The sequence below is a fragment of the Falsiruegeria litorea R37 genome, from assembly GCF_900172225.1.
GTDB classification, from domain to species: domain Bacteria; phylum Pseudomonadota; class Alphaproteobacteria; order Rhodobacterales; family Rhodobacteraceae; genus Falsiruegeria; species Falsiruegeria litorea.
The window spans coordinates 2,250,665-2,274,739 of sequence record NZ_FWFO01000001.1 but is presented as its reverse complement, the minus strand read 5'-3'; the positions used below and the strand labels follow the sequence as shown (position 1 = coordinate 2,274,739).

15 protein-coding genes are annotated in these 24,075 nt (G+C 58.1%); 8 read left to right on the top strand and 7 right to left on the bottom strand.

What is annotated here, in order from left to right; translation table 11 throughout:
* Positions 1 to 66: 66 nt before the first annotated feature.
* Positions 67 to 4,698 (bottom strand): CHAT domain-containing protein, encoded by a 4,632-nt coding sequence (locus tag TRL7639_RS11055; protein ID WP_085795723.1) that lies wholly within the window; start codon positions 4,696 to 4,698, stop codon positions 67 to 69.
* Positions 4,699 to 4,746: 48 nt separating this feature from the next.
* Positions 4,747 to 6,765, bottom strand: coding sequence for a mechanosensitive ion channel family protein (locus TRL7639_RS11050; protein WP_133057644.1), 2,019 nt, complete (start codon positions 6,763 to 6,765; stop codon positions 4,747 to 4,749).
* Positions 6,766 to 7,304: 539 nt separating this feature from the next.
* Here TRL7639_RS11050 and TRL7639_RS11045 point away from each other — a divergent pair.
* The 3 genes from TRL7639_RS11045 (at position 7,305) to TRL7639_RS11035 (ending at position 12,282) form a co-directional block, all read left to right on the top strand.
* Positions 7,305 to 8,327, top strand: a complete 1,023-nt coding sequence (locus TRL7639_RS11045; protein WP_165759796.1) for an AraC family transcriptional regulator — start codon at positions 7,305 to 7,307, stop codon at positions 8,325 to 8,327.
* A 140-nt stretch (positions 8,328 to 8,467) separates the two neighbouring features.
* Positions 8,468 to 11,404 (top strand): porin family protein, encoded by a 2,937-nt coding sequence (locus tag TRL7639_RS23220; protein ID WP_085795720.1) that lies wholly within the window; start codon positions 8,468 to 8,470, stop codon positions 11,402 to 11,404.
* Positions 11,405 to 11,850: 446 nt separating this feature from the next.
* Complete coding sequence (locus tag TRL7639_RS11035; RefSeq protein WP_133057643.1) at positions 11,851 to 12,282, top strand: hypothetical protein; 432 nt, start codon at positions 11,851 to 11,853, stop codon at positions 12,280 to 12,282.
* A gap of 9 nt (positions 12,283 to 12,291) precedes the next feature.
* Here TRL7639_RS11035 and TRL7639_RS11030 read toward each other — a convergent pair whose 3' ends face one another.
* The 3 genes from TRL7639_RS11030 to TRL7639_RS11020 form a co-directional block, all read right to left on the bottom strand.
* On the bottom strand, positions 12,292 to 14,973 hold the full coding sequence (locus tag TRL7639_RS11030) for an AsmA family protein (RefSeq protein WP_085795718.1): 2,682 nt from the start codon (positions 14,971 to 14,973) through the stop codon (positions 12,292 to 12,294).
* A 173-nt stretch (positions 14,974 to 15,146) separates the two neighbouring features.
* Positions 15,147 to 15,734, bottom strand: coding sequence for a hypothetical protein (locus TRL7639_RS11025; RefSeq protein WP_085795717.1), 588 nt, complete (start codon positions 15,732 to 15,734; stop codon positions 15,147 to 15,149).
* Positions 15,735 to 15,905: 171 nt separating this feature from the next.
* A complete protein-coding gene (locus TRL7639_RS11020) occupies positions 15,906 to 16,928 on the bottom strand; it encodes a LacI family DNA-binding transcriptional regulator (protein ID WP_085795716.1) in 1,023 nt (340 codons plus the stop codon).
* A 140-nt stretch (positions 16,929 to 17,068) separates the two neighbouring features.
* On the opposite strand from TRL7639_RS11020, the gene TRL7639_RS11015 reads away from it, so the two are divergent.
* From TRL7639_RS11015 to TRL7639_RS10995, 5 genes are all read left to right on the top strand, one after another.
* A complete protein-coding gene (locus tag TRL7639_RS11015; protein WP_085795715.1) occupies positions 17,069 to 18,580 on the top strand; it encodes a tripartite tricarboxylate transporter permease in 1,512 nt (503 codons plus the stop codon).
* The gene (locus TRL7639_RS11010) at positions 18,577 to 19,032 is read left to right on the top strand and encodes a tripartite tricarboxylate transporter TctB family protein (RefSeq protein WP_085795714.1); all 456 of its coding nucleotides are present in this window, start codon (positions 18,577 to 18,579) and stop codon (positions 19,030 to 19,032) included. The genes TRL7639_RS11015 and TRL7639_RS11010 overlap by 4 nt, the downstream gene beginning before the upstream one ends.
* A gap of 43 nt (positions 19,033 to 19,075) precedes the next feature.
* Positions 19,076 to 20,035 (top strand): Bug family tripartite tricarboxylate transporter substrate binding protein, encoded by a 960-nt coding sequence (locus tag TRL7639_RS11005; protein WP_085796381.1) that lies wholly within the window; start codon positions 19,076 to 19,078, stop codon positions 20,033 to 20,035.
* A gap of 81 nt (positions 20,036 to 20,116) precedes the next feature.
* Positions 20,117 to 21,526 (top strand): acylating sulfoacetaldehyde dehydrogenase, encoded by a 1,410-nt coding sequence (sauS, locus tag TRL7639_RS11000; protein WP_085795713.1) that lies wholly within the window; start codon positions 20,117 to 20,119, stop codon positions 21,524 to 21,526.
* Complete coding sequence (locus TRL7639_RS10995) at positions 21,523 to 23,031, top strand: AMP-binding protein (protein WP_085795712.1); 1,509 nt, start codon at positions 21,523 to 21,525, stop codon at positions 23,029 to 23,031. The genes sauS and TRL7639_RS10995 overlap by 4 nt, the downstream gene beginning before the upstream one ends.
* Positions 23,032 to 23,086: 55 nt before the next feature.
* On the opposite strand, the gene TRL7639_RS10990 is transcribed toward TRL7639_RS10995, so the two are convergent.
* Both TRL7639_RS10990 and TRL7639_RS23215 read right to left on the bottom strand, forming a co-directional pair.
* The gene (locus TRL7639_RS10990) at positions 23,087 to 23,566 is read right to left on the bottom strand and encodes a helix-turn-helix transcriptional regulator (RefSeq protein WP_235820304.1); all 480 of its coding nucleotides are present in this window, start codon (positions 23,564 to 23,566) and stop codon (positions 23,087 to 23,089) included.
* Positions 23,567 to 23,602: 36 nt separating this feature from the next.
* A complete protein-coding gene (locus TRL7639_RS23215) occupies positions 23,603 to 24,070 on the bottom strand; it encodes a hypothetical protein (RefSeq protein WP_133057642.1) in 468 nt (155 codons plus the stop codon).
* Positions 24,071 to 24,075 lie beyond the last annotated feature (5 nt).

Sequence of the window (24,075 nt, the reverse complement as noted above, 5' to 3'; positions counted from 1 at the left end):
CTGCAATTTGTGCAGCCGCCGGTTGCGACAATAGGACAAGAAGTGTCGCGGCGGGAGCAAGGTGTTTCAAAGGCTTCCCTCCAGAAGAATAAACGAGGCCCAGAAGCGGGGATGTTGCCAACCTTCCAATTGCGCTTCGACCTCTGGCTGGCTGTCGTCAATTTCGCTGATGTCAAAAGTTCCACGATCGGCCAGCGAGGTGGCGTCAACGGCTCCTGACATCACTGCGACCTGGGCGGCCTGTATGGCACGGGCAGGGGGGATGCCATCGGCGTAATGTCGATAGAACTCCACCATCAAAGCGGCGGTGGCGCCATCCGGAACTGGCAAAAGTGATGCCATGACGGACTTCGCCCCGCGGTGCTGGGCAATGGCGGCAACGCTTTCCAACTCGCGGCCATCTGCTCCGGTCGTGCCAAAGCCGGTTTCACAGGCCGAGAGGGTCAAAAGGCCAACGCGGGTCAGGTTGGCCCCGTGCCCGATTCCCTCGCGCAATTCGCGAACGGACAAGAAATCGCCGTCACCCAGCAAGAGAGCGCTTTCGGCCTCTGTTCGGCCAATTTTGAAATGTGAGGCCAGGTGCAAAACTCCAGAAGCCGAGCTGGTGCCGCCGAATTCGAGGGCTGTCACCAATGTCTCGCGGTTGAAGTCCTGATCAAAGAGCGCAGAGCCAGCAAGGAAACCTGCATCAGAGGCATTCTCCTGAACTACCGCGTTGACCTCGGTTCGCACGGCGGGCAGCGCTGGCAAGCCGTTCAACGCCTGAGTCGCGCCAAATCCGGCGATCAAGTCGCTTTGCGGGACCGCCCCGTCAGAAGCTGTTCCGACCGAGACGTGCGAGAGCACGTAAGATTGGGACAGCCAGGTCTTGCCATCGTGCAGCGCGGCCATCGGTAGGTAACGCAGCTGCCGGTCGAGAGACAGCACCAGAGTATCGATGCCTTGGCTGGAGAGCTCAGCTTGTACGTCCGGCGGCAACAAAAGATCATAGAGCTTTTTTCCGAGCGGACGGGGATCGCGGTTGGTGTAGTAGACGTCATCGCGAAAATTCTTCACCATCGCGTTCAGTTCATTTTCGGAAAACGCGCTGTTTCCGATCTGGTTCCACGTCCATGTGGTCTGACCAGAACGGGTGGACAGAACAAGACCAAACCGGTCTTGGAGCACTACATATTGCAATATTGCGGCGTTCTCTGTGCCTCGCGACCGCAGGTAACGTGCAATCAGTTTGTCTTGGGTGAAATCGGGGGCTTCGCCTTGATCACGCACGTTCAGTGCCATTGTTTTCAGATCCAGACGAGCGCGGTTTGCGCTGTCAACATTCACGGCCCGCGCCTGGCGGAGATCTGACTGTTCCTGCAGCTCTTGCGATGTCAGTGCTCGCAAGTCCGAGAGATTGTCCAGTTCGATCAGGCGGGTTGTTGTGTAACGGTCCGGCAGTCGTACGGCTTGCATGGCGTTTTGCAATGCCAATTCGGCGCTGGAAAAGGGCAAAGTGTCATAGGCGTCACCCTGCAGCCCGGCCGAACGGCTGGCAAATTCAAAGTTCTCAAAGTCTTTCAGCATTTCCAGGACACGAGAAGCTTCCTGCGGCCGGTTTTGCGAAATCAACAGTTCGGCCAGCCACCGGTAGTGGTCTTCGACCTGAGAACGGAAGCACAGTTGCACTCGCTCGGGTAGGGCGGAAAGGTCGGCACGGGTGCGCTGCAGGCGATTGACAGCCTGCTTTGCAATCACAAGCGCCATTTCCGGCGCGCCATAAGCAAACAGCCGTTCGGACGTCTTTGACAGACTGCAAACATCTGCCAGTGCCGTGCCGATGGGGCCATTCGTACCGCGCGCCGCACCGTGCCGTTCCAAGTCCGCCGCAAGGGCAACAAGCTCTAATTCCGCAGCTCTGTCTGTATTGCCCGCAGCCGATTCAAGCATCGCCAGCCGCCGGGCGCTGGTGGCCATGGCCAGCGAATTGGTCAAATGTGCAAGACCGTCAAAACGGTCGCGTGCAGAGCTTAGATCGAGTTGCATTGGCGCCTGATCAAGCCGGCCGTTGAGCACCGCAAGAAGATCTCGAGCGGCCGAGTTGCCCAATTGCGTGGCAGTGGTAAGCAAAGTGCCAAGCCCTTTGACGTCTTCACCAGTTTCCACGGCGCGGGCCACCTGTCGGCGCAGGGGGGCGACGCTGGCGCTGATGGTGGCGCCTCGGGCAAGCTGCGCGAGACGCTCGGCCTGGGCGTAGTCGCCAAAGAATGCCAGCACGTCCACCAATGCAAAGGTGTAATCGGGTGTTCGGTTGTAGCTGGCCCCTTGCCCGTTGGTGCGGTTTTCCTCATTGGGTTGGAGACGACCAAAGCGTTCGATCTCGGCTATTTCGAGGTTGGAAATGGCGGTGAGGTGGTCAAAGGCCGGGGCAATGAGACTGGCGTCGTAAAATCCCAGAGCTGCCTGTCGCAGCTGATTGGCACAATCGCTGTGGGCTTCGCGGTTCTCCAGTGGGCAGTCGGCGCGCATTTGGCGTGCTGCTTCTGCTGGATCATCTGGGTTCGTCCAAGTGGTGTCCGCTTGCTGTGCAAGCAGGGTTGCTTCCATAGGGTGGGCAGCGAGGTGGGGAGCGATACGCAGCACATCCAAAAGCTGTTTGCCACCAGGATTTGGAGGGCGGTAAGCATCTTGATCGGTTTCCGCGACTTCCCATGAGGTGCCGCTGTTTTGCCCAACACGGAGCCACTGAGCTGCCTTGGCAAGGTCAAGGTGTTGGCCGCTGTCGGCATCTGCAAACAAGGTGCCTATGGCCGTTGCGATGTCGCGATAATGTTGGCGGGTTTGAATGGCGGTGTAGTCTTCTTCGGCTTCGGGCGGTAGTTTTCTGAAAGCCTCGGAAATCACAAACTGCAGCAAGTCATCGCCAGGCTCGCCGGGGCTCCAGAAGCCAGTGTTGTCAAACCAGCGACTATAGATGGCACCAGCGGCCGCGGTGGGATCCATTTTCTCGAGAGCATGCCGGTAGTATTTCGCAGCATCGTTCCAGTTCCTCTCGAGCCCTTTCCCGGTTTCGCTTTTTTGCGCCAAAGCCAGATAGGCTGAAGGATCGCCCCCAGCAGCGGCGCGCATATAGAGGAGGTTGGCCTCATGGGTGCTGGCCTCGATACCAAGGCCGTATTCGTGCATCAAGGCAAGCCGAAACAAGGAGGGAGCATGGGCGTTGTCCGCGGCAGCAGAGAAATGACCAAGAGCTCGGGCCTCGTCGCGGCCGCTTGGGGTGAGTCCCTCCATGATCATGGCGCCATAGGCGTAGTTGAGCTGATCCAGATCCGAGGACAGCAAGGTGTGTCGCAGGGATTGGGATTGGTCAATCTGCGCAATCGCGTCATAAAACTCTGGACCACCGTCCATCATCAGATTGGTGTCCAGGCGCAAACCGCCGCGAGAGGAATAGTTGGGGTCGCTTTGCCCCCATTGCGGTTGGCTGAGTGCCGTGTTCCATCGCTTCAGTGATACGCGCATCACATTGCCCAATGCCGAAATGGCCTGTGGCAGCGGTAGGGGCTGGTCTGCCAGCATGGCAACATTCTCCAGGGGGAGACCTGTACCTGCTCGCTCCAGCATAGCTATGCCCAGCAGATTGCGTTGCGTCGAATGGTTTGGTCCCACGGTCTGCAAGAGCGCGCGGGCAAGGGTGTCCTTTGTTCGTACCCCCAAAAGAGGGGACAAAACGTCAGTGGCGATTGATTGGTATGTGGCCCAATCGGCCTCGTCTGGTAGTGCAACGGTTGCGAGCGCCTCTGCCACAGGTGTCAGCAAGCTGTTGTCGTCGTCATAGCTGTGGCTGGTGCCCTGAATGAGGCAGGCAAGATAGGGCGCGGCCTTCGTGTAGTAGGAAAACTCTGAACGGGAGGCCGCATAGGAAATCGCGCCCATCAAGGTCTGGTGGCGCTGCGCCACATCGGAAAGACCGGTGTCAGGCATCATGTCATAGCCGACTTCACCGCAGGCTTGCAGAACCGCGCCGGCACGGACCTCGTATGGCGTGTCACAGGTCGTCAGGCTGCGGCTGGCAGAGATCACATCACCCGGACTTGGAAGAGTTCCCACAGAGACGGGGAACCCGACCTCTTTCCAACGTGCAAGGGTGGCAGGGCCGAACAGCCCGTCTACAAAGACCGGACCACAGCCTTTGAGTTCAAGCGTCATCTGCGCGTATTCCGAATGCGGCTGCCAATAGGGGCGCAGCGTGCTCTGCTTTCGGACGATTTCAAAGTAACCGGTATCCAGCACTTTGGTGATGACCGGACAAATGTTGCCTTCGTGCTGGGCAATTTCAGTCTCGGCGCGGCGGGTGGCATCGTCATTCTCCTGCAGGACGCGGTGTAAAATGACTTCACGATTGTCAAATTCCAACAAGCCCCGGTTGAGGCCGATCTGTGCTTCTTCGGGGCTGTAACCTGCGTTCAAGAAAAGCTGCTCGATGCTGTTGCCCGAAAAGGCCGAAGTCAGCGCCAGAATGTCGTTGTGGTCGAAATGCGTGTTTGTCTTTGGATCACGCTCGTAAGACAGCTGGCTTGGGCAATAGATTTGGTTGACGGCATTGCGCCAGCGATCCGCCAGATCGCTGGTATTGTCGGTTTGTGCCATGGCTGGCACAGTGTTCAGAGCTGCGTAAATCGGGAAGGCCAGGCTGGCGGTTTTGATAAAAGTCCACATGGTTTTCTCTTATGCGGTCGCGGCAAGCGCGGCCAATTCACCTCAGCATCATAGGGGGTCCGAGCCGCCAAAATCCACGGCCGTCGAGGCGGCGGCCTGTTTTGGGTCTTTGCCGCCCGAGCTTACGCGCACTTCGCGAGCCGCCAGCGAGATCCCTTCGTTTCGCATGAGTTCCCTTAGCTCGTCGTAAACTATACGGCGCAGCTCGAACTGATCTCCGGGATTGGTCATGAACTTGCACCGCACCATCATGGTGGCGTCTTCCATCCCTACGATGCCCTGACATTTCAGAGGTGCAGTGAACTTGTGACCATAGTCCGGGTTCTGCGCGAGTTTCTTACCGAGCGCCTTGATCTTCTTGCGCAGGTCGTTGGGATCGACATCGAATGGCACGCGGAACTCAACTGGGTAGATCACCCAGTCGCGCGAAAGGTTGGCCACGGTTTTGATTTCGCCGTAGGGAATTGTGTGTACGGTCCCAAGGTGATGTCGCAGGCGCATAGAGCGGGTCGAAACCTTTTCAACCGTGCCCATGGCCAGTCCCAAATCGACATATTCACCTACGCGGAAGGCGTCATCAAACAGGAAGAACAGCCCAGAGATCACGTCCCGTACGAGCGTTTGGCTTCCTAGACCAATGGCAAGGCCGAAGATGCTTGCGCCGGCAAAGAGTGGCAGAAGATCGACTCCAAGGGCCGACATGATGATAACGGTGGTAACACTGATCAGGCCAAAGAAAATCACAGTGCGCACCAGCGGTAGAAGCGTTTCGACACGGGTCTGCGGCTGATGCGGGTCGTCTACTGTCGTGCCCGCAAGCCGACGGGTGGAGACAACAAAAAGCATCCAGACAAAGTGTGCCAAGAACAGGGTCACCAAGATCTGGACAAACACTTCGCGTGGTGCACTACCCGTTGCCAACAAGGGCAGGTCGTCCCAGGTTGGCAACCAAATGTAGATCAGCAACACCAAAGAGGCGCCAACCACGGCTTGCCCGCCGACCCGGAGGCTGACCTCTTTGAAAACTGATAGCTCGAAGTCTTCTTGCTTTTCGTCGCGATAGATCCAGCCGTCGAGACTGAGCGCAGCGATCAAGCTTCCCATAAGGACCAAGAAACTCAGAATTGAGGCCCGGTCGGCGTCCGGCGACTCCACCAAAACCAGAACCGAGGTCCAGAGCCAGGAGAGAACCACATAAGCGCTCGCCAGCTTGTGCCATACACCTGCCAGCGCTTGCCAGCGCGGTCCGCGGTCGAGACCGCTACGGCGTTTGCGGATCAGGGCGCTGACGCCGCCTTGGTTGGCAAAGAACGCAGCAATCAGCGTGGCTGCGAGAAAAGTGCGCGTCAAAAGCGTGAAGCCGACGACAACATCAGCGACCAATCCACCCTGTTGCAGCAGGCGGACGGAGAAATAGAAAAAGGCCGAGAGTGCGGTCAGGCCAACAAATGAGAAGTAAAACCGAGCTGCATCATGATCATTCATATCCAGCCAACGCGAATCTGCGTCCGTGGTGAATGGTTCGGCCAATCGTCGAAATACGGCTTCGACCACCCGCACGGCCAGTACAGCGGGGCCGAGAGTGAGCAAGAGCGCCAGAGCCACCGGATCGCGGCCCAGAGCCATCATCAATGGCACTGTTGCAACGAGCGCAAAACAGCCGATTGCTCCAGCCTCGGCCAGCAAGCGTGTTAGCCCCCTTTGTGTATGACTTTGAGGCGTGGTTTGCGCGGCCGTCGACAGAAACGGGCGAAGCATGCGCCGAATTCCCAACTCGGCAAGTATGGCTATGGCGGTGAACAAAACACACAGCCAAAGAGCCTTGACGGGCTCAAACCCAAACTGCCCCAGGTCGCGTATCAGATCGGTAACCGCTGCAGGGCTTTGGCGCATGGCAACAACCACGTCCTGCAGCCTTACCCCAGCAGTCCAGAGTATTTGCGCAGCGCCTTCAAAATCGACTTCGACAAGAAATGGGGGTGGGGCGGCCTCTTGCGCCCCTGCAGATTTCGGCAGGGGAAGCGTCACAAAGAGTGCAGCAATGGAGGGGAAAATTGCTCGTGGCACGAAAAAGTCTGTCCATCCTTTGGTTTGGGTCAGATTAGGAAGTAGATTAGGCGTTTGGAAAGACGTTTTTTCAGTTTAGCTCGCGGCCTGCAGACCCACCATTCACCAACAGCCTTTGGTGTATGAGGGCGGCGGGACCAGATCATGCCGGAAAAAGCTCGATCAGGGCAGGTCGATTTGTGAGCAGCTTGGTTATCAAACATCACTGCAGGCCTGCCGATCGCCTGGTCTCCTAGGCTGGTAGACCTTCGATGTTTGTGCAGGCTGGCGACTAAATAGGGTGCACAAACCACATCGCAACCAGCGATTTTCTCTGTTGGAGCCGTTTCATTGAAGGCATTCAAAATCCCCTGCTTTCACGGGCGTGTGGCTTCAAGTCTCTCCTTGGGCACCACTTTGATTCCCGCGCAAAAAACATGGATTCGGATGACAGGGCTCGTGTCCCGATTGTCGCGGTGCTATCTCATCCTCAATCCCCTGTGGAACGTTCCGCATTCCGAAATCAATTTGCTCGATCCAACCCGAGTGAAAGCACTTACATGACCACTTCTAGTTTGCTTGCAGACCATGTTCCCAATCATTGGGTCCGCTCGATGGCGGCGTTGCCACATTTGGCCGATCACATGGACTCCGCGTTTGCTGCGATCAAGCTCTCGCGCAGCGCGTTGGACGAAATTGGGGGACCTGTGCCCAGGGGGACAGAAGCCGCGCTGTTGACACGCCTGGCAGAGGATCTTGGCTCTCCCTATTTGGGGGCTGAAACAGGTTTGGCAATTGATCCGCGCAATAGCGCATTGTTGACCTATATCCTGTTCAATTCGAACCACTTGCAGGAGGCGCTGCATCACGTTTGTCACTTTGCACCTGTCGCGCGACCCCAATCCCGTATTAAGCTTAAGGAGAGCGCCGATCACATCGATCTGATCGTAGATGCCACCGGCTTGGATTTGCGGGTGGGCATCCATTGGGTCGAGTTTTCGTTGGCTGCGATGCTTGGCGCATTTCAGACGGCGATAAACAGCACCAGCATCGCCTCTCAAGTCGGCTTGGCGAATTCACGTCGATCTGGGCGCGAAACTCTGTCTGGGATCTATGGGTGTTCGGTTGTGCTGAACGCGTCAGAGAATTTTCTGCGGTTCCCCAAGAGTGTCCTGAACCTACCCGTCCGTCACGCTGATCCCGGTCTGTTGGGGCATTTGACAAGCTATGGCGAGGTCCTGTTGAAACGGTCCGGCCCGGTCCCGATCAGCTTGTCGGAACAGGTCGAACGCCACCTGCTGCATGGAATGGCCATCGGCCGTCCAAACCTTTCCGCCACGGCAAAGGGTTTGGGCATGTCCGAACGCACCTTGTCCCGCCGCCTGAAAGACGAGGGAACGAGTTTTCGGTCACTTGCGCAGATTGTACAGCTTAAGCTTGCAAAGGCTTTCATGGGTGATCCGCATCTTTCCTTGGCTGAAGTTGCGCATCTGTGCGGGTTTGCGGACCAAAGCAGTTTTACACAAGCCTATCGAAAGTGGACAGGTCAAACACCAAGCGTTGCCCGTTCATCCTTGAAATAAATAAACAAATTTAGATGTGTTGAAGTTGGCGAAAAGTCGACACACTTTGACCGCTTTACAACAATCTTTCGCGGCAGTGGGTTGAAAGCTTGCGTCTATATTGACGAAACGATCAACTCAAAGATGAAAGTTCACTCATTATGTCAAAGGGAAACTTCACCGATTTTCTGTCGGCGTTGCTGGCGTTCGAATCTGGATGGGACAGGGATAGGTATGAAAAGGGCATCATCACCGACGCTCAACTTGATCAATGGGCGCGCGGCAAGGTCACGGATTTCTTTCCCGAGTACGAAAGCTGGGGCGATCTGACCGACAGCGAATGGGAAGGAATGGCCTATCGCTCGATGAATTCACTGGGGTTTGTCGGGTTCCAGTTCGGCGAGGCTCTGCTGATCGATCTTGGCTATTATGACGACGATGTTTTCTATGGCAACGGCGCGGCCACGAATACGTGGGACGGGACCTGGACGGGCAAGAACGGCGTCAACTCTTTGGAAGACTTCATGACCAAAGAGGCGCAGACCGTCGCGATACAGGAGGCGTTCGGTCTGAATTTGCAGATCATCGAGAATGGGCTGAAGAATGCGGGCAAGAGCCTGGGTGATTTCCTGGGCACCACAACCACGTATACCGATGCCAACGGGGCCTCGGTCACAGTAGAGCTCACACTCACCGGTATCTTGGCGGCGGCGCATTTGCGGGGAGCTTTTGGGACACTGAACCTCTTGCTGAACGGAGCGGTGTCAACGGATGAATACGGCACATCGATCTTGCGTTACATTGATCAGTTCGGCGGCTTTGACAGCCCTTCGATTGCCGACATGATCGCGTTCTTCGAAGATCGCAAAACCGGTGACGAGGGATTGGGCAAACCCGGTGAGCCCCCGGTGGATGGTGGACCTGATGCCGGAAACGGGCCGGGGGGAACTGCGAATGTCGATAAGGACAGCGCCGATGTGGTGGTGTCCTGGTCCTATGGCGCAGATACCAAGGTCACCGATTTCGATCCTGCCGCGGATACGGTTTTTGTCGACTGGATTTCGGCGGCCGAGCTTGTCGTGAGTGAAATCGACGGTTCGGTCGTGTTCTCTGTCCCTTCGAACAACCAAACCGTGACACTGGTCGGTGTGACGCTGGCCGAACTTGCCCCGAAGAATTTCACGATATTGGATGCAACTGCGGCGCAAGAGATTTTGGGATTGATCGGCGAGGGGGCGCCCACCGGCCTCGATCCTGACCCAGTCCCCGATCCTGATCCAACCCCCGATCCTGATCCGACCCCAGACCCCGATCCGGTGCCTGATCCAGACCCTGTTCCAGATGGCAATGGAGCTGCTTTCGACAATCCCGAAATTACCAGGGAAAACGCGGATGTGGTCGTGACCTGGTCCTTTGGGGCAAGAACCGTGCTTTCTGACTTTGATCCCGGCAATGACACGATTTTCATCGATTGGATCGGTGCCGATGCGCTTGAGCTTTCCGAAGTTGATGGGGCGGTCGTCATCTCGGTTCCATCAAACAATCAGAGCGTTACGCTTCAGGGGGTGACGCTTGCCATGCTCAAGGCGGAAAACATCCATGCCCAGGATGCGACAGCGCGCGCAGAGCTTGCCGGGGTGATCCACGTGGATCATGGCGGTCACACGCATATGCATGTCACAATCGGGTATGATAGCCCCGCTCGGGTCATCGAAGGTTTTCAACCCGGCATGGGGGATGTGATCGAAATCACCCAGGATGTTTCAGCAAGCGACTTTGAAATCTTCGAGGAGTCTGGCGATGCGCTTGGAACGACGGTCCGGATCAGCATCACGCGTGACGGCACCACAACTCAGACCGTTTTGAAGGGCGTCAGCCTTGACGATTTGACGATCGCGAATTTCTCGGCTGACAATCAGATGGTCTTGAACGAGATCGCCAGCGTTCTGGGGCAGGATGTTTCGACCCCGGCAATGGGTGGATATGAGCTGACCTACGATACCGATGGGTCTAATCCGCCCGAAGTGTCAGGTGCGACCGACGAAGGAGGCCGCGTTTTCCGCGCTGATAGCAACGCCGATGACATCGTGGGGTTCGATGCTGTGCGTGATCAGATCGATTTTGGCGGCACGTCGGTGCATGGCATGATCGTCACCAAATCGCCCGCGGGTGAGATCGTGATCGACAGCCCGTGGTCCGATGCTGCCCAGATCCTGCGCGGTGTAGGGTTTCAGGACGTTTCCATCGCGACCTTTGGTGTGGTCGGCAACGAACACCTGCGTCAGGATCTGGGTGGGGTGGTGTCATGGGAGAAAGGCATTGGCCCGCGCGCGGATGACACTGTCTATATCCGCAGTCATGAATACGGTCGGTCCGAAGTGATCAGTGACTTTGATCCCGACACAATGAACATCAGCTTTCTCTATTTTGGCACGCGAGAAAGGCTCTCGGTCGAGGATACGGATGGCGGCCTTGTGATCTCCAGCTTACCCAGTGGCCAGAGCTTTACTTTCACTGGCGTCACCAAAGCTGATCTGATTCCAGGGCGTGTCGAGTTCCACTTTGACCAGGTGATGGAGGACAACCTTGAGGCGCCGTTTGGGTTTGATCAGAACGATGTCACCCTGGTTGATCGAACCATCCTACTGACGCCCCAAGCGCCAGAAGGGGCCACGACGGATGGCCATCAAACCCGAGAAGGTGTCATGACCAAGCCGGATTCGACGCCGGATGAGACCCCTGATGGAACACCCGCAGATCCCGGCGCAGGTGGTGCGGTGGTTCTGGGTGCCGAGGCGGACACGATCGACATCAACTGGAATTGGGGCGCCAAGTCCGTCTTTGAGGGTTTTGATCCCGTCGCTGATAGTTTCGACTTCAACGCGCTGTCGGGAGAGCAGATTGACATCCGCGAGGCGGATGGAAATCTTGAGATCGAGGTTTTGGGCAATGGGGGCAATGTCACCACGCTGCTCGGTCTTCAGGCAGAGGATCTCGGCCCAAACAACCTTCTGTCAGATGCAAACAATCCCGTTCTGGATGAAGATGGGTTGCTTATCGCCCAATTGACCGAACTGGGATATGACGCGCTTGCCTAACCTGGGCTTGGTTCCGACCCGCAAGCCTTTTGGTGTGGCATTGAAACAAGCTTAAACAACTGAGCGCCGACGCACGCCGCGATCGGCGCTCACCTGCTGAATTCGGATCATGTTAGGGGCAGGACCCTGGCACGAATTCCAGCGAAGATTTTATTGACGGAAATCGGTGAAAGGGTTCGGAACGATCGGTGAAGTCTGATCAGTGCCGCCAAGTCCAAGCTGGCGGTGTGAGCATGAACCGGTCGGCATGTTGGCGACAGGTGACCAATACCCAAACGCGAGGGCGCTTGTCGAGAACACGGTTTTTGCGCTTGGTCGTACGCCGCAAGGGTGGCATGATCCATTCAAAGAGAAGATTTTGTTTAGAGGTGGACATGCGAGTTTTTCTTTCCACGGTCTGTTGTGGCGTGTTGATGTGTGGTGCCTCATTTGCTCAGGATTCGGTCGTGTCATGGAACACGTCGGGGGATTGGGAAATCCTGATCGATCCAGAGGTTGGAAATGGGTGTTTCATGCAAAGGACGTTTCAGGACGGCACGACGGTTCAAGTCGGTGCAGTGCCTGATCGTCAAGGCGGGTTCTTCGCCGCGTTGAATTCGAATTGGACCGAAATCACCGAAGGGCAAGAAGGCGTTCTGACGTTTGACTTTGGCGATGCCAAGTTCGCGGGCGATGCTCTGGGGGTTATCCGCGGTGGGATTCCGGGCGGTTACGCGTTTTTTGACAACCCGGCGTTTGTGGATGAGTTCGGCAAACGCAGCGCTGTCAAAGTCATGGGCAAAGGTGGCCAGTCGATTGAGCTGAACCTGAAGGGCAGTCAAAAAGCAGTTGCGGCCGTACGGGCCTGCCAGGACGAACAGCCCAAACAAGAGCCGTAGAAGGTCGAATTATTGCAGCCGGTCGGGTTTGCACGGCGTGCGTTCGGTTTGAACCTGCCGATTGCCTTGCTCTTGGCTGCGCACCCCACCCACGTGCAGTTTGAAGTCGGGCTTGGACAGCTTTCCCGACACCGAAAAAGGCCAGGCGCTGCGGGCGAGGGGACGGCCAACCGGGCGTGGTTCGGCCCTGAGTGCGATGGCGTCGTTTCGCCAATCCACCCCACCTGCGGCGACCAGTTGAACGCTTTTGGTTTCGACCACGACAGACTCTGACGTGATCTTGCCTGGGGCAATGCGCAATGGCGCAACTGCACATACGATGTCGGTATAGCCCTGCTGCAATTCGCCTGAGAACAGCCAGGGAAAGATGCCCAAACCAGCGAGTTCAATGAGGCTGGTTGCGATGTCCCCGTCGCGCATGGAAATGGTGGCGCGTCCTGACATGGTGTTGATGAAGGTTTTGAGAGAGGTCCGATTGCCGCTGACGTTGAAATCACCGCGCAACGTGCCATGGGCCTGAATGCCCAGGCCAACCGCGTCCAGTATCTTGCCGAAATCCCACCCGCTGGTGGCTCCGGATACAGTCAGCCGTTCGGGAGCCTCTAGCAGGTCCATTCCGGCGCTGGCACGAAAGTAGCCGCCGCCATACTGCAGTTCCAGCGGGCCAAGATCGGCTTTGCCCTCTTTGAGTGTCAAAGAGCTTTCAACTTTGGATATGCCTTGTTGACCGACGATCTGAGCGATGTTGACCAGGATTTCCAAGTCGGTTTCCCGCAGCCGCCGCTCCATATCCACAAACTTCTGTCCCTCGGGGAGAACCAGAGGTTGCACATCGTCATCCTCGGGTTCCTTAGGCAAGACCAGGGGTTGCACGTCTCCCTGTCCAGGGCCGTCTTCGATCAGCTTGTCCAGTTGGACAAAGGCGGCAACACCTTGCTGCAGGTCCTTCAGGTCCAGTTTTTCACTGCTAATTTCGCCACGTACAAAGGGCGCGCCTTCGTTGGGTCGGACATCCAACTGCGTTTCCAGCCGCGAGCTGTCGATGGCGGCTTGCGCATTCATACTAAGGGCATCGTCTTTGCCTTTGATGTCCAGCAGCAACTCCAATGGTCCAGCATCCACGGGCTCCAGGTTCAGCGCTTCGAGGAAGGTGCGGGTTTCGGGGATGTCGAGATCGAGATGAAACTGGGCTTGACCAAGTTCAAGCACGTTTCCGGTCTTTGCATAGGTGTCCAACGCCCAAAGGTCGGTGTCTTGGGCGCTGGCCTGAAATTCGACAAGACGCAGATGGCCGGGTTCATCATCGACCTCGAAATTGGCGCTGATGCGGCCAAATTGATCGGCAACTTCAGGGCCCAGCTCGCCGAGCAACAGGGATGCGGGCGCCATGAGATCGCCCGCGAATGCCAGATCCTTGAGTTCAAGAAGGTTGTTGATATGGCCTTGCGATTTCAAATACGGCGCGTCCAATGGGCCGGCTTGGATCGATATGTCGCGAATGGCCAGAGTTCCATCTTCGGTACGTCCGAAATTACCCAGGGACACGGGCCCCAAACTGTCCAAACCTTGCTCGAATGCATTGGTTTCAAAATACATTTCGCGCAGTTCAAGCTCGCCGCGGTCCCCGACCAATTCAACGCGGGCTGCCGTCAGCTTGAGGTCGGCAATCTCTCGCGCGGTTGGCGGACGGGCCCCTTCGGGGTGGAGACGGGCCGCCAGTTTGATGTTGATGTCGTCTCCGAGGCGGAAATCTGCGATCGATCCACTTGCTTCAAGGCGTTGCCCCTCGCTCAGGTCGATGATCGTTTGCGTATCCAAAATTTGCAACTTGCCACCCTGGTTGAGCATTTTGGCCGAGAAGGTGCCGGTGCCGTCCAGCACAGGATCCAGCTGAAGCACCTGAAGGAAGTCGGCAAATGATCCGGTGTCGAGCGTCAGTTCCGCAGTGTATCCCCCGCCTTGGTCCAAGGGGATCGGGGTGCCATCAAAGGTCAGTTCCACATCGCCGAAAGACGCCCGTGTGGTGAAATCGGCTCCGCTTGGGAATTGGGCGTCGATCAGGAAATCCTGGCCGTTCACGTCACCCTTGCCCGTCACAAGCTTGAGCTTTCCGTCTTGCTCTTGAGTGAGGGACAGCACGTCGATCTGAAAATCGAAAGTGAATCCGGTGGTTTCGTTTTCCCGCGTCAGGCTGATGTTTGAAAATGCGACTGTTTTGTCAGAAAGAAACTCTAGAATGCCACCGCGTTCTTGTTCCTCGGGGGTTTCTTCGCGGTTGTTGATGCCAGCCGTTTCGCGTTCGGACCACGACTTGCGACCGTCTGCGAGATGCACAAGGTCCACCCCCAGGCCATCGACAATCAGATTGTCAAACTCCAACTCCCCCTGAGCCAAAAGCAGCAGATCCAGCTCCAGTTCCAACAAGCTGAGTTCCGCAAGGTTGATCTCGGGAATATCTTCGCTGGGGATTTCGACGCCTGAAACCAGAATTTCGCTTACGGGTCCGGGGTTCAGGCTGACGTCCCCATTTATGACAACCGGCTGTCCCATCTGTTCAGATAAAATATCGCCGACCAGATCCTTGCGAAAACCGGAAAACAGCGAAGATGCGAGAACCATCCAGAGCAAAGCAAAAACAATTGCACTGACGATCACAAGCCAAAGGGAAAAGCGATAAAGTATCTGTAGCATGGCGGCATCCGGTCAGCAGTTCGTGCAAGCTGCACGAGCAGTTTGAAACTCAAATCTCAGCACGAAAAAATGGCAGGTGCCGGACCAGAATATCCGCTTTCATATAAAAATAAAGATTTTTCAATTTGTTGATGGACGCCCCGACCAGGGATCAGGTCGGGGCGCGAGGGAAGTCAGCTGGCAAACAGTTCTTTGAGCTCTTGCAGCTTGGCATCAAACGTTTCGGGCGAGGCTTTGATGTCGCCCAGAATTTTCAGAACGGTGTCCTTGGTTTCTTGCGAAAGCGAGCTGCCTTCAACCGCCAGAACCAGGGCGTCATAATTGAACCCTTCCTTGGTCAGGATGCCGGTGTCCTGCAGACCTTGGAGCCACTTTTCACCATCGCTGGTCAAGCTGGCCACCTGATCCGAGGCTGCATTGGCCAGATCGGTCGCCGCGGTGGTTGCCTGGTCGGCCGCTTCGGTGGCTGCTGTGGTCGCTTGTTCTGCAGCTTCAGTCGCTGCTTCGGTGGCTTGCGCAACAGCTTCTTCGGCCGCATCAGAGGCCTGTTGTGCGACATCCGCGGCTTGTTCGGTCGCCGATGCAACGGCCTCTTCAGCGGCATCGCGCGCAGCGTCTGCGGCGTCGCTCACCGCGTTGCCCGCGTCTTGGGCCGCACTTTCCAACCGCTCGGCTGGGGTGGGTTCTGGTTGGTTCATGAAATAGTAGGCTGCGCCGCCACCGACGATGACAATAGCAGCAATAACAAGGATACGAGACATCACATGATCTCCTAAAGAAACAGATGCTATCCAGATGGTTCATTCTGCACCATGGGTCCAGCGTATCCGGAAAATTGTCACGCAACCACAACATTTAGGCCATTTTTCGCAAGTTTTGCGTGTGCGGCGCGGCGAGTTTTCGCCCGATGACAAGCCAACGGGCGAATTCCCCTATACTTTACGCGTTGTTGCCCTGTGAACCAGTTTCACGTCGCATTCCACACGTGTCGGTGGGGACATCTGATCAGCAATGGCGCGGGTGATCTCTTGGCCTGCAAGCTGTCCGATGCTTTGTGCAGGAATGCGGATTGTGGTCAATGCGGGTTCCATCTCTTCCGAACCTTTGAAATCGCCGATACCGATCACGGATAAATCGACCGGAACCGTGAGGCCAAGTTTCAAGGCGGCATAGATCGCGCCCTGGGCGATGACGTCGTTGCCACACAACAAAGCCGACGGGCGGGGGCTGCACTCTAGCATGTCGAATGCGGCTGCCTTGGCTTGTTGCAAACTATACGGGGCTTCGCTCTGCCACCTGCCCGGAACGGAAACGCCTTTCTTATCAAGTGCATGCAAGGCACCCTTTAACCGGTCGCCTGCGCGGTCATTCCCTTGGGTCGGCGGAAAGATGGCCCCGATTTCACGGTGTCCCAGCTCCAAAAGATGCTCGGCAGCCATGGCGCCTGCCTTAAGATTGTTTGCCCCAATGCAGGCAATGGGGGCGTTCTCGGAATAATTCCAGATCGCAATCGCCGGAACGCCCTGTTGCTCCAGAAGTTGAAACGTTTCGCTGTTGTGGTCGAGCCCGATCAGCGCGACCCCGTCGACGCGATGTTCGAGCAATTTTCGCAACACGGCATATTCCGCCTCAAGGTCGTAGCCGTGCGACGCGATCAGAATGGTAAAGCCCTCGGCTTCGACCGCGCTCGAGAAGGCCTGGATCACTTCGGCAAAGATGGCGTGGTCGATCGTGGGCACGATCAAACCGATGGTCGCGGATCTTTTACCGTGCATGGCTTGCGCCGCACGGTTGCGGATATAGCCCAGTTTGCGCACAGCGCGATCGATCTTTTTCCGAGTCGCGAGGTTGACCAAATCCGGGTGGTTGAAGCTGCGCGACACTGTCGATGGTGACACCTTTGCAGCCATTGCTACAGCCACAATATCTACCTTAGTAGTTTGTTTTCGCGACATAAAACCTCTCTTCACAGGTTATTTTATGAAAACATTTGCAATACTATTTTCATCCCATACCCTAGTTTGTCAACAAAGCTATGCACCGCATTGCTGACGACCTGTCCACTCACAGGACAGACGGGTTGGGAGGCCCCGGAATGGAATTTATCTACTACTTTGGCGATGTGTTTTCGCCGCTTTCATTTGCCCTGCTGCTTGGGGGAACGATCGGGGGGCTCATCTTGGGGGCCACACCCGGACTGTCTCCCACGATGGCGGTGGCACTGCTCATCCCCTTCACCTTCCAGCTCGAAGCGGTCCAAGGCTTGATTCTGCTAGGGGCAGCTTACACGTCCACAGTGGCGGGGGGCGCGGTGAGTGCCATCCTGCTCAAGATCCCCGGTGCTCCGGCCAATATCGCAACGACCCTCGACGGGCATACGATGGCGAAAAAGGGGCAGGGCGCGCGGGCGTTGCAGCTTTCGTTCCTGGCCTCGGCGGTTGGCGGGGTGTTCGGCGTGCTATTGCTGATCTTCCTGACGCCTGTGCTGGCCCAATGGGCGCTGGCCTTTGGTCCGTCGCACCTGTTCTGGCTCGCCATTCTGGGCGTGACCGTCATCGGTTCGCTCGACAGTGACTCGGTGGTCAAAGGGCTGCTCTCTGGCTGCATTGGCCTGTGGCTCGCAACCATCGGGTTTGATGACATCATGGGCGCGCAGCGGTTCATCTTTCACCCCTCGCTTGGCGGTGGCATCAACATCATCGCTGCTCTGATCGGTCTGTTCGCCATCCCACAGGTGCTGAGCATGTTCGCCAAGGGGCGTCAGTCCGTCGGGGCCGAAGTGATCGAGGTGCAGAAGCATTCCATCGGCAAAGCCGCCGGAGAATTGGTGCGCAACCCGCGGGCGCTGTCCATCGGTACGATCACCGGTTCCATCATCGGCCTGATCCCCGGTGTGGGCGGGCAGATTGCTGGTCTGGTCGCATATGACCAGACCAAGAAGTTCAGCCCCGATCAGGACAAGTTCGGTAAAGGTCACCCAGAAGGCGTGATTGCAGCCGAAGCTGCCAACAACGCCATGGTCGGCCCCTCGCTGGTGCCCCTGCTGACACTGTCGATCCCCGGCAGCCCGACAGCGGCTGTTCTGCTGGGCGGTCTGCTGATCCACGGGATTTTCCCAGGCACGGACCTGTTTGACAATCACCCGGACGTGGCCTGGACCTTCATCAACTCGATGCTGATCGGGCAGATCCTGATGTGCATCTTTGGCCTTTATGTTGCCGGTCTTGCCGCGCGTGTCGCACAGGTGCCGCAGTCGGTCATGGCCGCCGTGGTGCTGGGGCTGTCGGTCTTTGGCGCCTATTCGGTCCAAAGCTCGATGGGGGACGTCTATGTCATGGCCTGCCTGGGTGTGATGATGTTCTTCCTCGAACGGTTCGGGTTCTCGGCGGCACCGCTGGTGCTTGGTTTGATCCTGGGTCCGATTGCCGAGGCGAACTTTATCCAAGGCTCGATGATTGCCAACGCAAGCGTCGGAATGGGCCCGTATTTCCTGGGTGGTCCGCTCAACATCTTCCTGATGGTCGTGGTCGCAGCCTCTGTCGCCTACTCGGTCTGGATGGAGCTGCGCACCCGCAAAACCCAAAAAGCAGTCGAGGTGCAATCATGAGCCGCACACAACACATTATCCCGTCGGGCATCATCTTTGCTGTCGGCTGCTGGATCGCCTGGATCAGCTATACCCAACAACCCGCCGAGGCCTTCTTGTTCCCGCGCCTGATCTCATCGGTGTTTGTGGTGCTGGCGGCCTGGACTTTTGGCAAGGCCCTGATGGGCCTCAGCCGGGTCGGCACGGGGGTGTCCCGTACCATGTTTATCAACCTGGTGCCGGGGTTGGTGGTTGCGCTGATCTACATCTTTTGGGCCGCCAAGACGTTCGGGTTCTACACCTCCACAACCGTGGCCTTCTTCATCCTGCTCTCGCTTTATGATCCGGCACCTCATAACGAGGCGCGTAGCTGGATCAAACGGGCGGTGATCACAGCAGGCTTCATCGCCGTGATGTACGGGCTCTTTGCCTTGCTGCTCAAAGTCTACACACCACGTGAAATTCTGTTCTGACCGCGACAAACGCGGCTGATTTCCAAGGGAGGAAACACTCATGATGAAAAACTGGATTGCAGGGGCCGCAGTTGCCCTGATGGGACTGACGGGGGGCGCAATGGCGCAGGATTACCCGGATCGTCCGCTGATGATGATGGTGTCTTATGGTGCCGGTGGCGCGACCGATTTCCAAGCGCGGATCGTCACCATGACCGCCGGCAACGAGGATGCGCTTGGCATGCCGATCGCCATCATCAACAAGCCCGGCGCCGGTGGGCGCGTTGGCTGGAATTGGTTCGCCACACAGGCGGATTCTGATGGCTACACTCTGGGTGCCTACAACGTGCCGCACTTCATTGCGCAATCGATCAAGGGCGGCGTGTCCTACTCGACCGACAGCTTTGAACCCATCGCCAACTGGGGCGCGGACCCGGCTGTGTTTGTTGTGGGCGCGGACAGCGAGTTCGACTCGATGGCCGACGTCGTGGCCTTTGCCAAGGAAAACCCGGGCAAGCTGACATTCTCCGGCGCGGGCCTGTTTGTGGGCCACCACATTGCCGCGTTGCAGATCGAAAAGGCAGCTGGCGTCAAGATGGCCTACATCCCCACAAAGGGTGGCGGTGCAGCGGCCATGAAAGCCGTGATCGCAGGTGAGGTTATGGGCGGGGTCAACAACCTGTCCGATGCCTTCCGCGCGCAAGAGGCAGGCAACGTCAAGATCCTTGGCGTGGCCGATCTGGAGCGCAGCGCCTTCCTGCCGGATGTTCCCACGATGATGGAACAAGGTCTGGACGTCGACAACTCGTCGGTAAACTTTCGTGGTGTGATGGTCCCCAAGGGCACCCCGCCCGAGGTGATCGAGCGTCTGGCCGCAACCGTACCGGCCATGTTCGAAAACAGCCGCGTCGCAAAAAAGATGAAAGCAGGCGGTTCGCCCATGCACATCATGAACCGTGATGAGGTGATCGAGATGTGGGCCGCGCGTGAAGCTACGCTGAAAGAGCTGCTTGCGGGTCTTTAACCCCAACTCCCCGAGAGAGGCGGCGGATGTGCCTCCGTACGCTGCCGCCTCTCCATTGGATTATGACAGGACACTTTACCAATGAATGCTCATGATGATCTCGGCCAGATCGATGCGATTGTCGCCCGCGCACGGGCCGCGCAGGCCGCGTATGAAGCAGGCGCCGATCAGGCACGCTATGACCGGGCTGCACAGGCCGCAGGATGGGCCATCATGGAACCCACCCGCAATCGGACCCTGGCCGAACTGGCGGTGAAAACCACCGGCCTGGGCAATGTGCCCGACAAGATCATCAAGAACCACCGCAAGACGCTTGGCTTGCTGCGCGACATCGCAGAGGCAAGAACGCATGGCGTCATCAGCGATGACCCGGCAACCGGGATTACCGAGATTGTGCGCCCTGTAGGTGTTGTGGGGGCGGTTGTGCCCTCGACCAACCCGGCGGCGACCCCGGCCAACAACATCATCAACGCGTTGAAGGGCGGCAATGCCATCATCGTGGCCCCATCGCCCAAAGGCGTCGCCAGCTGCGAGCTGCTGCTGGAGTATATCCACGCCGAGTTCGACAAGGTGGGCCTGGACCGTGACCTGGTGCAGATGGTCCCCGCGCCGGGCTCCAAAGCCAAGACACAGGCGCTGATGGAGGCCTGCGACCGCGTGATCTGCACCGGCAGTCAGAACAACGTCCACCGTGCGCAGACCGCCGGAACACCGGCCGTGGCCGTGGGGGCGGGGAACGTCATCACCATCATCGATGAGACCGCCGATCTGCAGGCGGCGGCGGAAAAGATCACGGCCTCCAAAACTTTTGACAATGCCACATCCTGCTCGTCCGAAAACGCGGCCGTGGTGGTCGATGCGGTCTATGATGCCTTTGTGGCCGAGATGGCCAAGGCAGGCGGCGCGCTGGTGCCGGCCGATCAGGCCGACACGATCATCGGCAAGCTTTGGCCCGATGGGCACCTCAACCGCGAGGTCATCGCGCAGGACGCCGACAAGATGCTGGTCGCCCTCGGTATGGCCGAACAGGTCCCCGCCGACACGAAGTTCATCGCCGTGGAAACCGACGGTATTGGCGCTGATCACCCGCTGAGCGGTGAGAAGCTGAGCCGGGTTCTGGCGCTCTATCGGGCCAGCGACTATGACGCCGCGGTCGAGACCGCCAAGAGCGTGCTGAGCTATCAGGGCGCGGGCCATTCGGTCGGCATTCACACGGCACAAGATGAGCGAGCGGTGGAGCTTGGCCGCTCGATGCCCACCTGTCGCGTCATCGTCAACCAGGCGCACACCTTTGCGACTGGCGGATCGTTCACCAACGGCATGCCATTCTCGCTTTCGATGGGGTGCGGCAGCTGGGGCGGCAATTCGATCGACGACAACCTGCACTGGAAGCACTTTATCCAGACCACCAAGGTGATCCGCGAAATCCCCGCACGTGAACCGTCGCTTGACGATGTGTTCGGCACCTATTGGGCTGAGGCGGGCAAATGAGCGTTGCGTCGAACCGCCCGCCCAAGGGCACGATCCGCGATTGGGTCGATGCCCGCGCCGAAAGTGGCGGCGAAGGGTTCGTTTTCCCCGAAGGCGAGGCCGCGCTGCGCTGGTATGAACTGCGTCTGACCGCGCGCCGCATCGCACAGGACCTGACCGCACGCGGTATTCAGCCCGGTGAAAGCGTGGCGCTGATGATGCCCAACGGGCGCGCTGCCGTCGAAGTTCTATTCGGCGTGCTCTACGGCGGCTTCCGCGCCACGATGATCAACTTGGTGGCCGGGAATGAGGCGATCAATTATGCGCTGGATCACAGCGGCGCGCGCTTTGCCTTTGTCGGGCCCGAGCAGCAGAACCTGTTCGCCGCGACAACCCCGGGCAATGTGCAACCCCTTGACCCGTCGCGTCTTGGCGATGGGGAAGAGGTTAAACTCCATAAAGTGACACCGGAAAGTCACGCGCTGCTCATGTATACCTCGGGCACCACCGGCAAGCCCAAGGGCGTGGTTCACACTCAGGCCAGCCTGCTCGCCGGTGGTTGGACGACGGCAGTGGCCCACGCGCTGACGCCCGAGGATCGCGGCCTTTGCGTGCTGCCGATTTATCATATCAATGGGCTCTGCGTGACCGTCATGGGGGCGCTGGTGTCGGGCGGATCGCTGGCGATGTGTTCGAAATTTTCGGCCTCGCGGTTCTGGCGGCACTGCGAAGAGGGGCAGGCAACCTGGTTTTCGGTCGTGCCCACCATCATCTCGCACCTTCTGGCCTCGGACACCGACCCGGATGCAAGCACACGCGACCGCCTGCGGTTCGGGCGCTCGGCCTCATCGGCTCTGGCCCCTGATGTGCAGCGGGCGTTTGAAGCACGGTTTGAGGTTCCGATCATCGAAACTATGGGGCTGACGGAAACGGCGGCGCAGATCCTGTCGAACCCGATGCCTCCCGGCGTGCGCAAGATCGGCTCTCCCGGCTGTGCCTATGGCAATGAAGTCGCGATTTTTGGCAGCGATCTCAAACCTGTGGCACCCGAAGTCGAGGGCGAATTGGTGGTGCGCGGGCCAAATGTCATGCTCGAATACCTCAACAACCCCGAAGCAACCGAGGGCACGTTTACCCCCGATGGTTGGCTGCGCACCGGTGATCTGGGGCGGCAGGATGTGGATGGCTATGTCTATGTCACCGGACGCCTGAAAGAGCTGATCATCAAGGGCGGGGAAAACATCGCCCCGCGTGAGATCGACGAGGCGCTTTATACCCACCCGGATGTGGTCGAGGCCGCCGCCTTTGCCCGGCCTTGTAAATCTTACGGCGAACTCGTTGAAGCTGCGGTGAAGCTGCGCGACGGCTCGGACCAGACCGAGGATACTCTGAAGGCGCTCTGCAAGTCCAAAGTGGGTTCCTTCAAGGCCCCGGATCGGGTTCACATTCTGGACGACCTACCCAAAGGTCCCTCGGGCAAGATCCAAAGACGCCTGCTCGTTGATATGACCGTTTCCGACGCTTGAAGCGGGAACGGGTCGAGCAGCCCCCTTTCCCGTACTCCTGAGCGGGGAAGGGGCATTACAACAAGACATCCTCGACAATCAGGGAAAACAGTTGTGATTTCCCGCTGACACCGGCCTTGCGGTAAATGGCGGTGCATTGCGCCTTGACCGTACCCTCGCGGGTGTTTCTAAGCTGGGCGATATCGGCGATTGATTGCCCCTTGAGCAGGAACCAGGCGACTTCGGTTTCGGCAGCGGTCAGGTCGAGTGCAGTGAAATAGTCATCCACCGCCGCCGTGAATTCGCCCGACGTCAATCGCCTCGCATTGTCTGCACGCTTCATCTCGCGGCTGGCCACGCGGGCAAGCTGAATACCCAGGATCGCGCCCAGAACCAGGCCAAGGCTGGCGCCAATCTCGACCAACTCGCGCATTTGCCAGCGCAGTGGCAGGGTCGGAAAACCCAGGATCGAAGCCAGGATTTCCCACAAAAAGTATGCGCCGCACAGGGCTTGCACGGCCACCAGTATCCAGACAAGGGCAGGGTGTTTCAGCACGGGCACCAACCGCAGAGAGGAGAGTATGTGATCATATCAAAGCTGCGACGCGCCGCCGCCTCCCTGTCCGCCAGATCCGCCGGGGCCACCTTGGCCGCCCGAGCCGCCCGTTCCACCGGGACCGCCCGAACCGCCTGGTCCACCCCTTCCGCCTGGGCCGCCGGGACCGGAGTCGCCGTCGTACAGGTCGGGAACAGGCTGCGGATCCGTACCAACAGAGGGCGGCGGCGGTGTCTCAGTCGTCCCATCAGAGCTGCGCAGGGGGAACAGGCGATCGCGCAGAATCTCTCCGGTGGTTCGATTGAGCACGATCTCGCGAAGGTGCCCTTCGGTGGTGGCGGTGATCAGGATACGGCCCAGCCAGGTACGGCTGACCTCGGTCACTGTATAGCCTTCGGTTTGCAGGCGAGACACCATTGGTTGGGCGATGTCCGGCGTTTGCGCCAAAGAGGGCTGATGAGACAGAATCAGCATCAGCAGTACAGTTGAGGTCAGGCGCGGCACTGGAG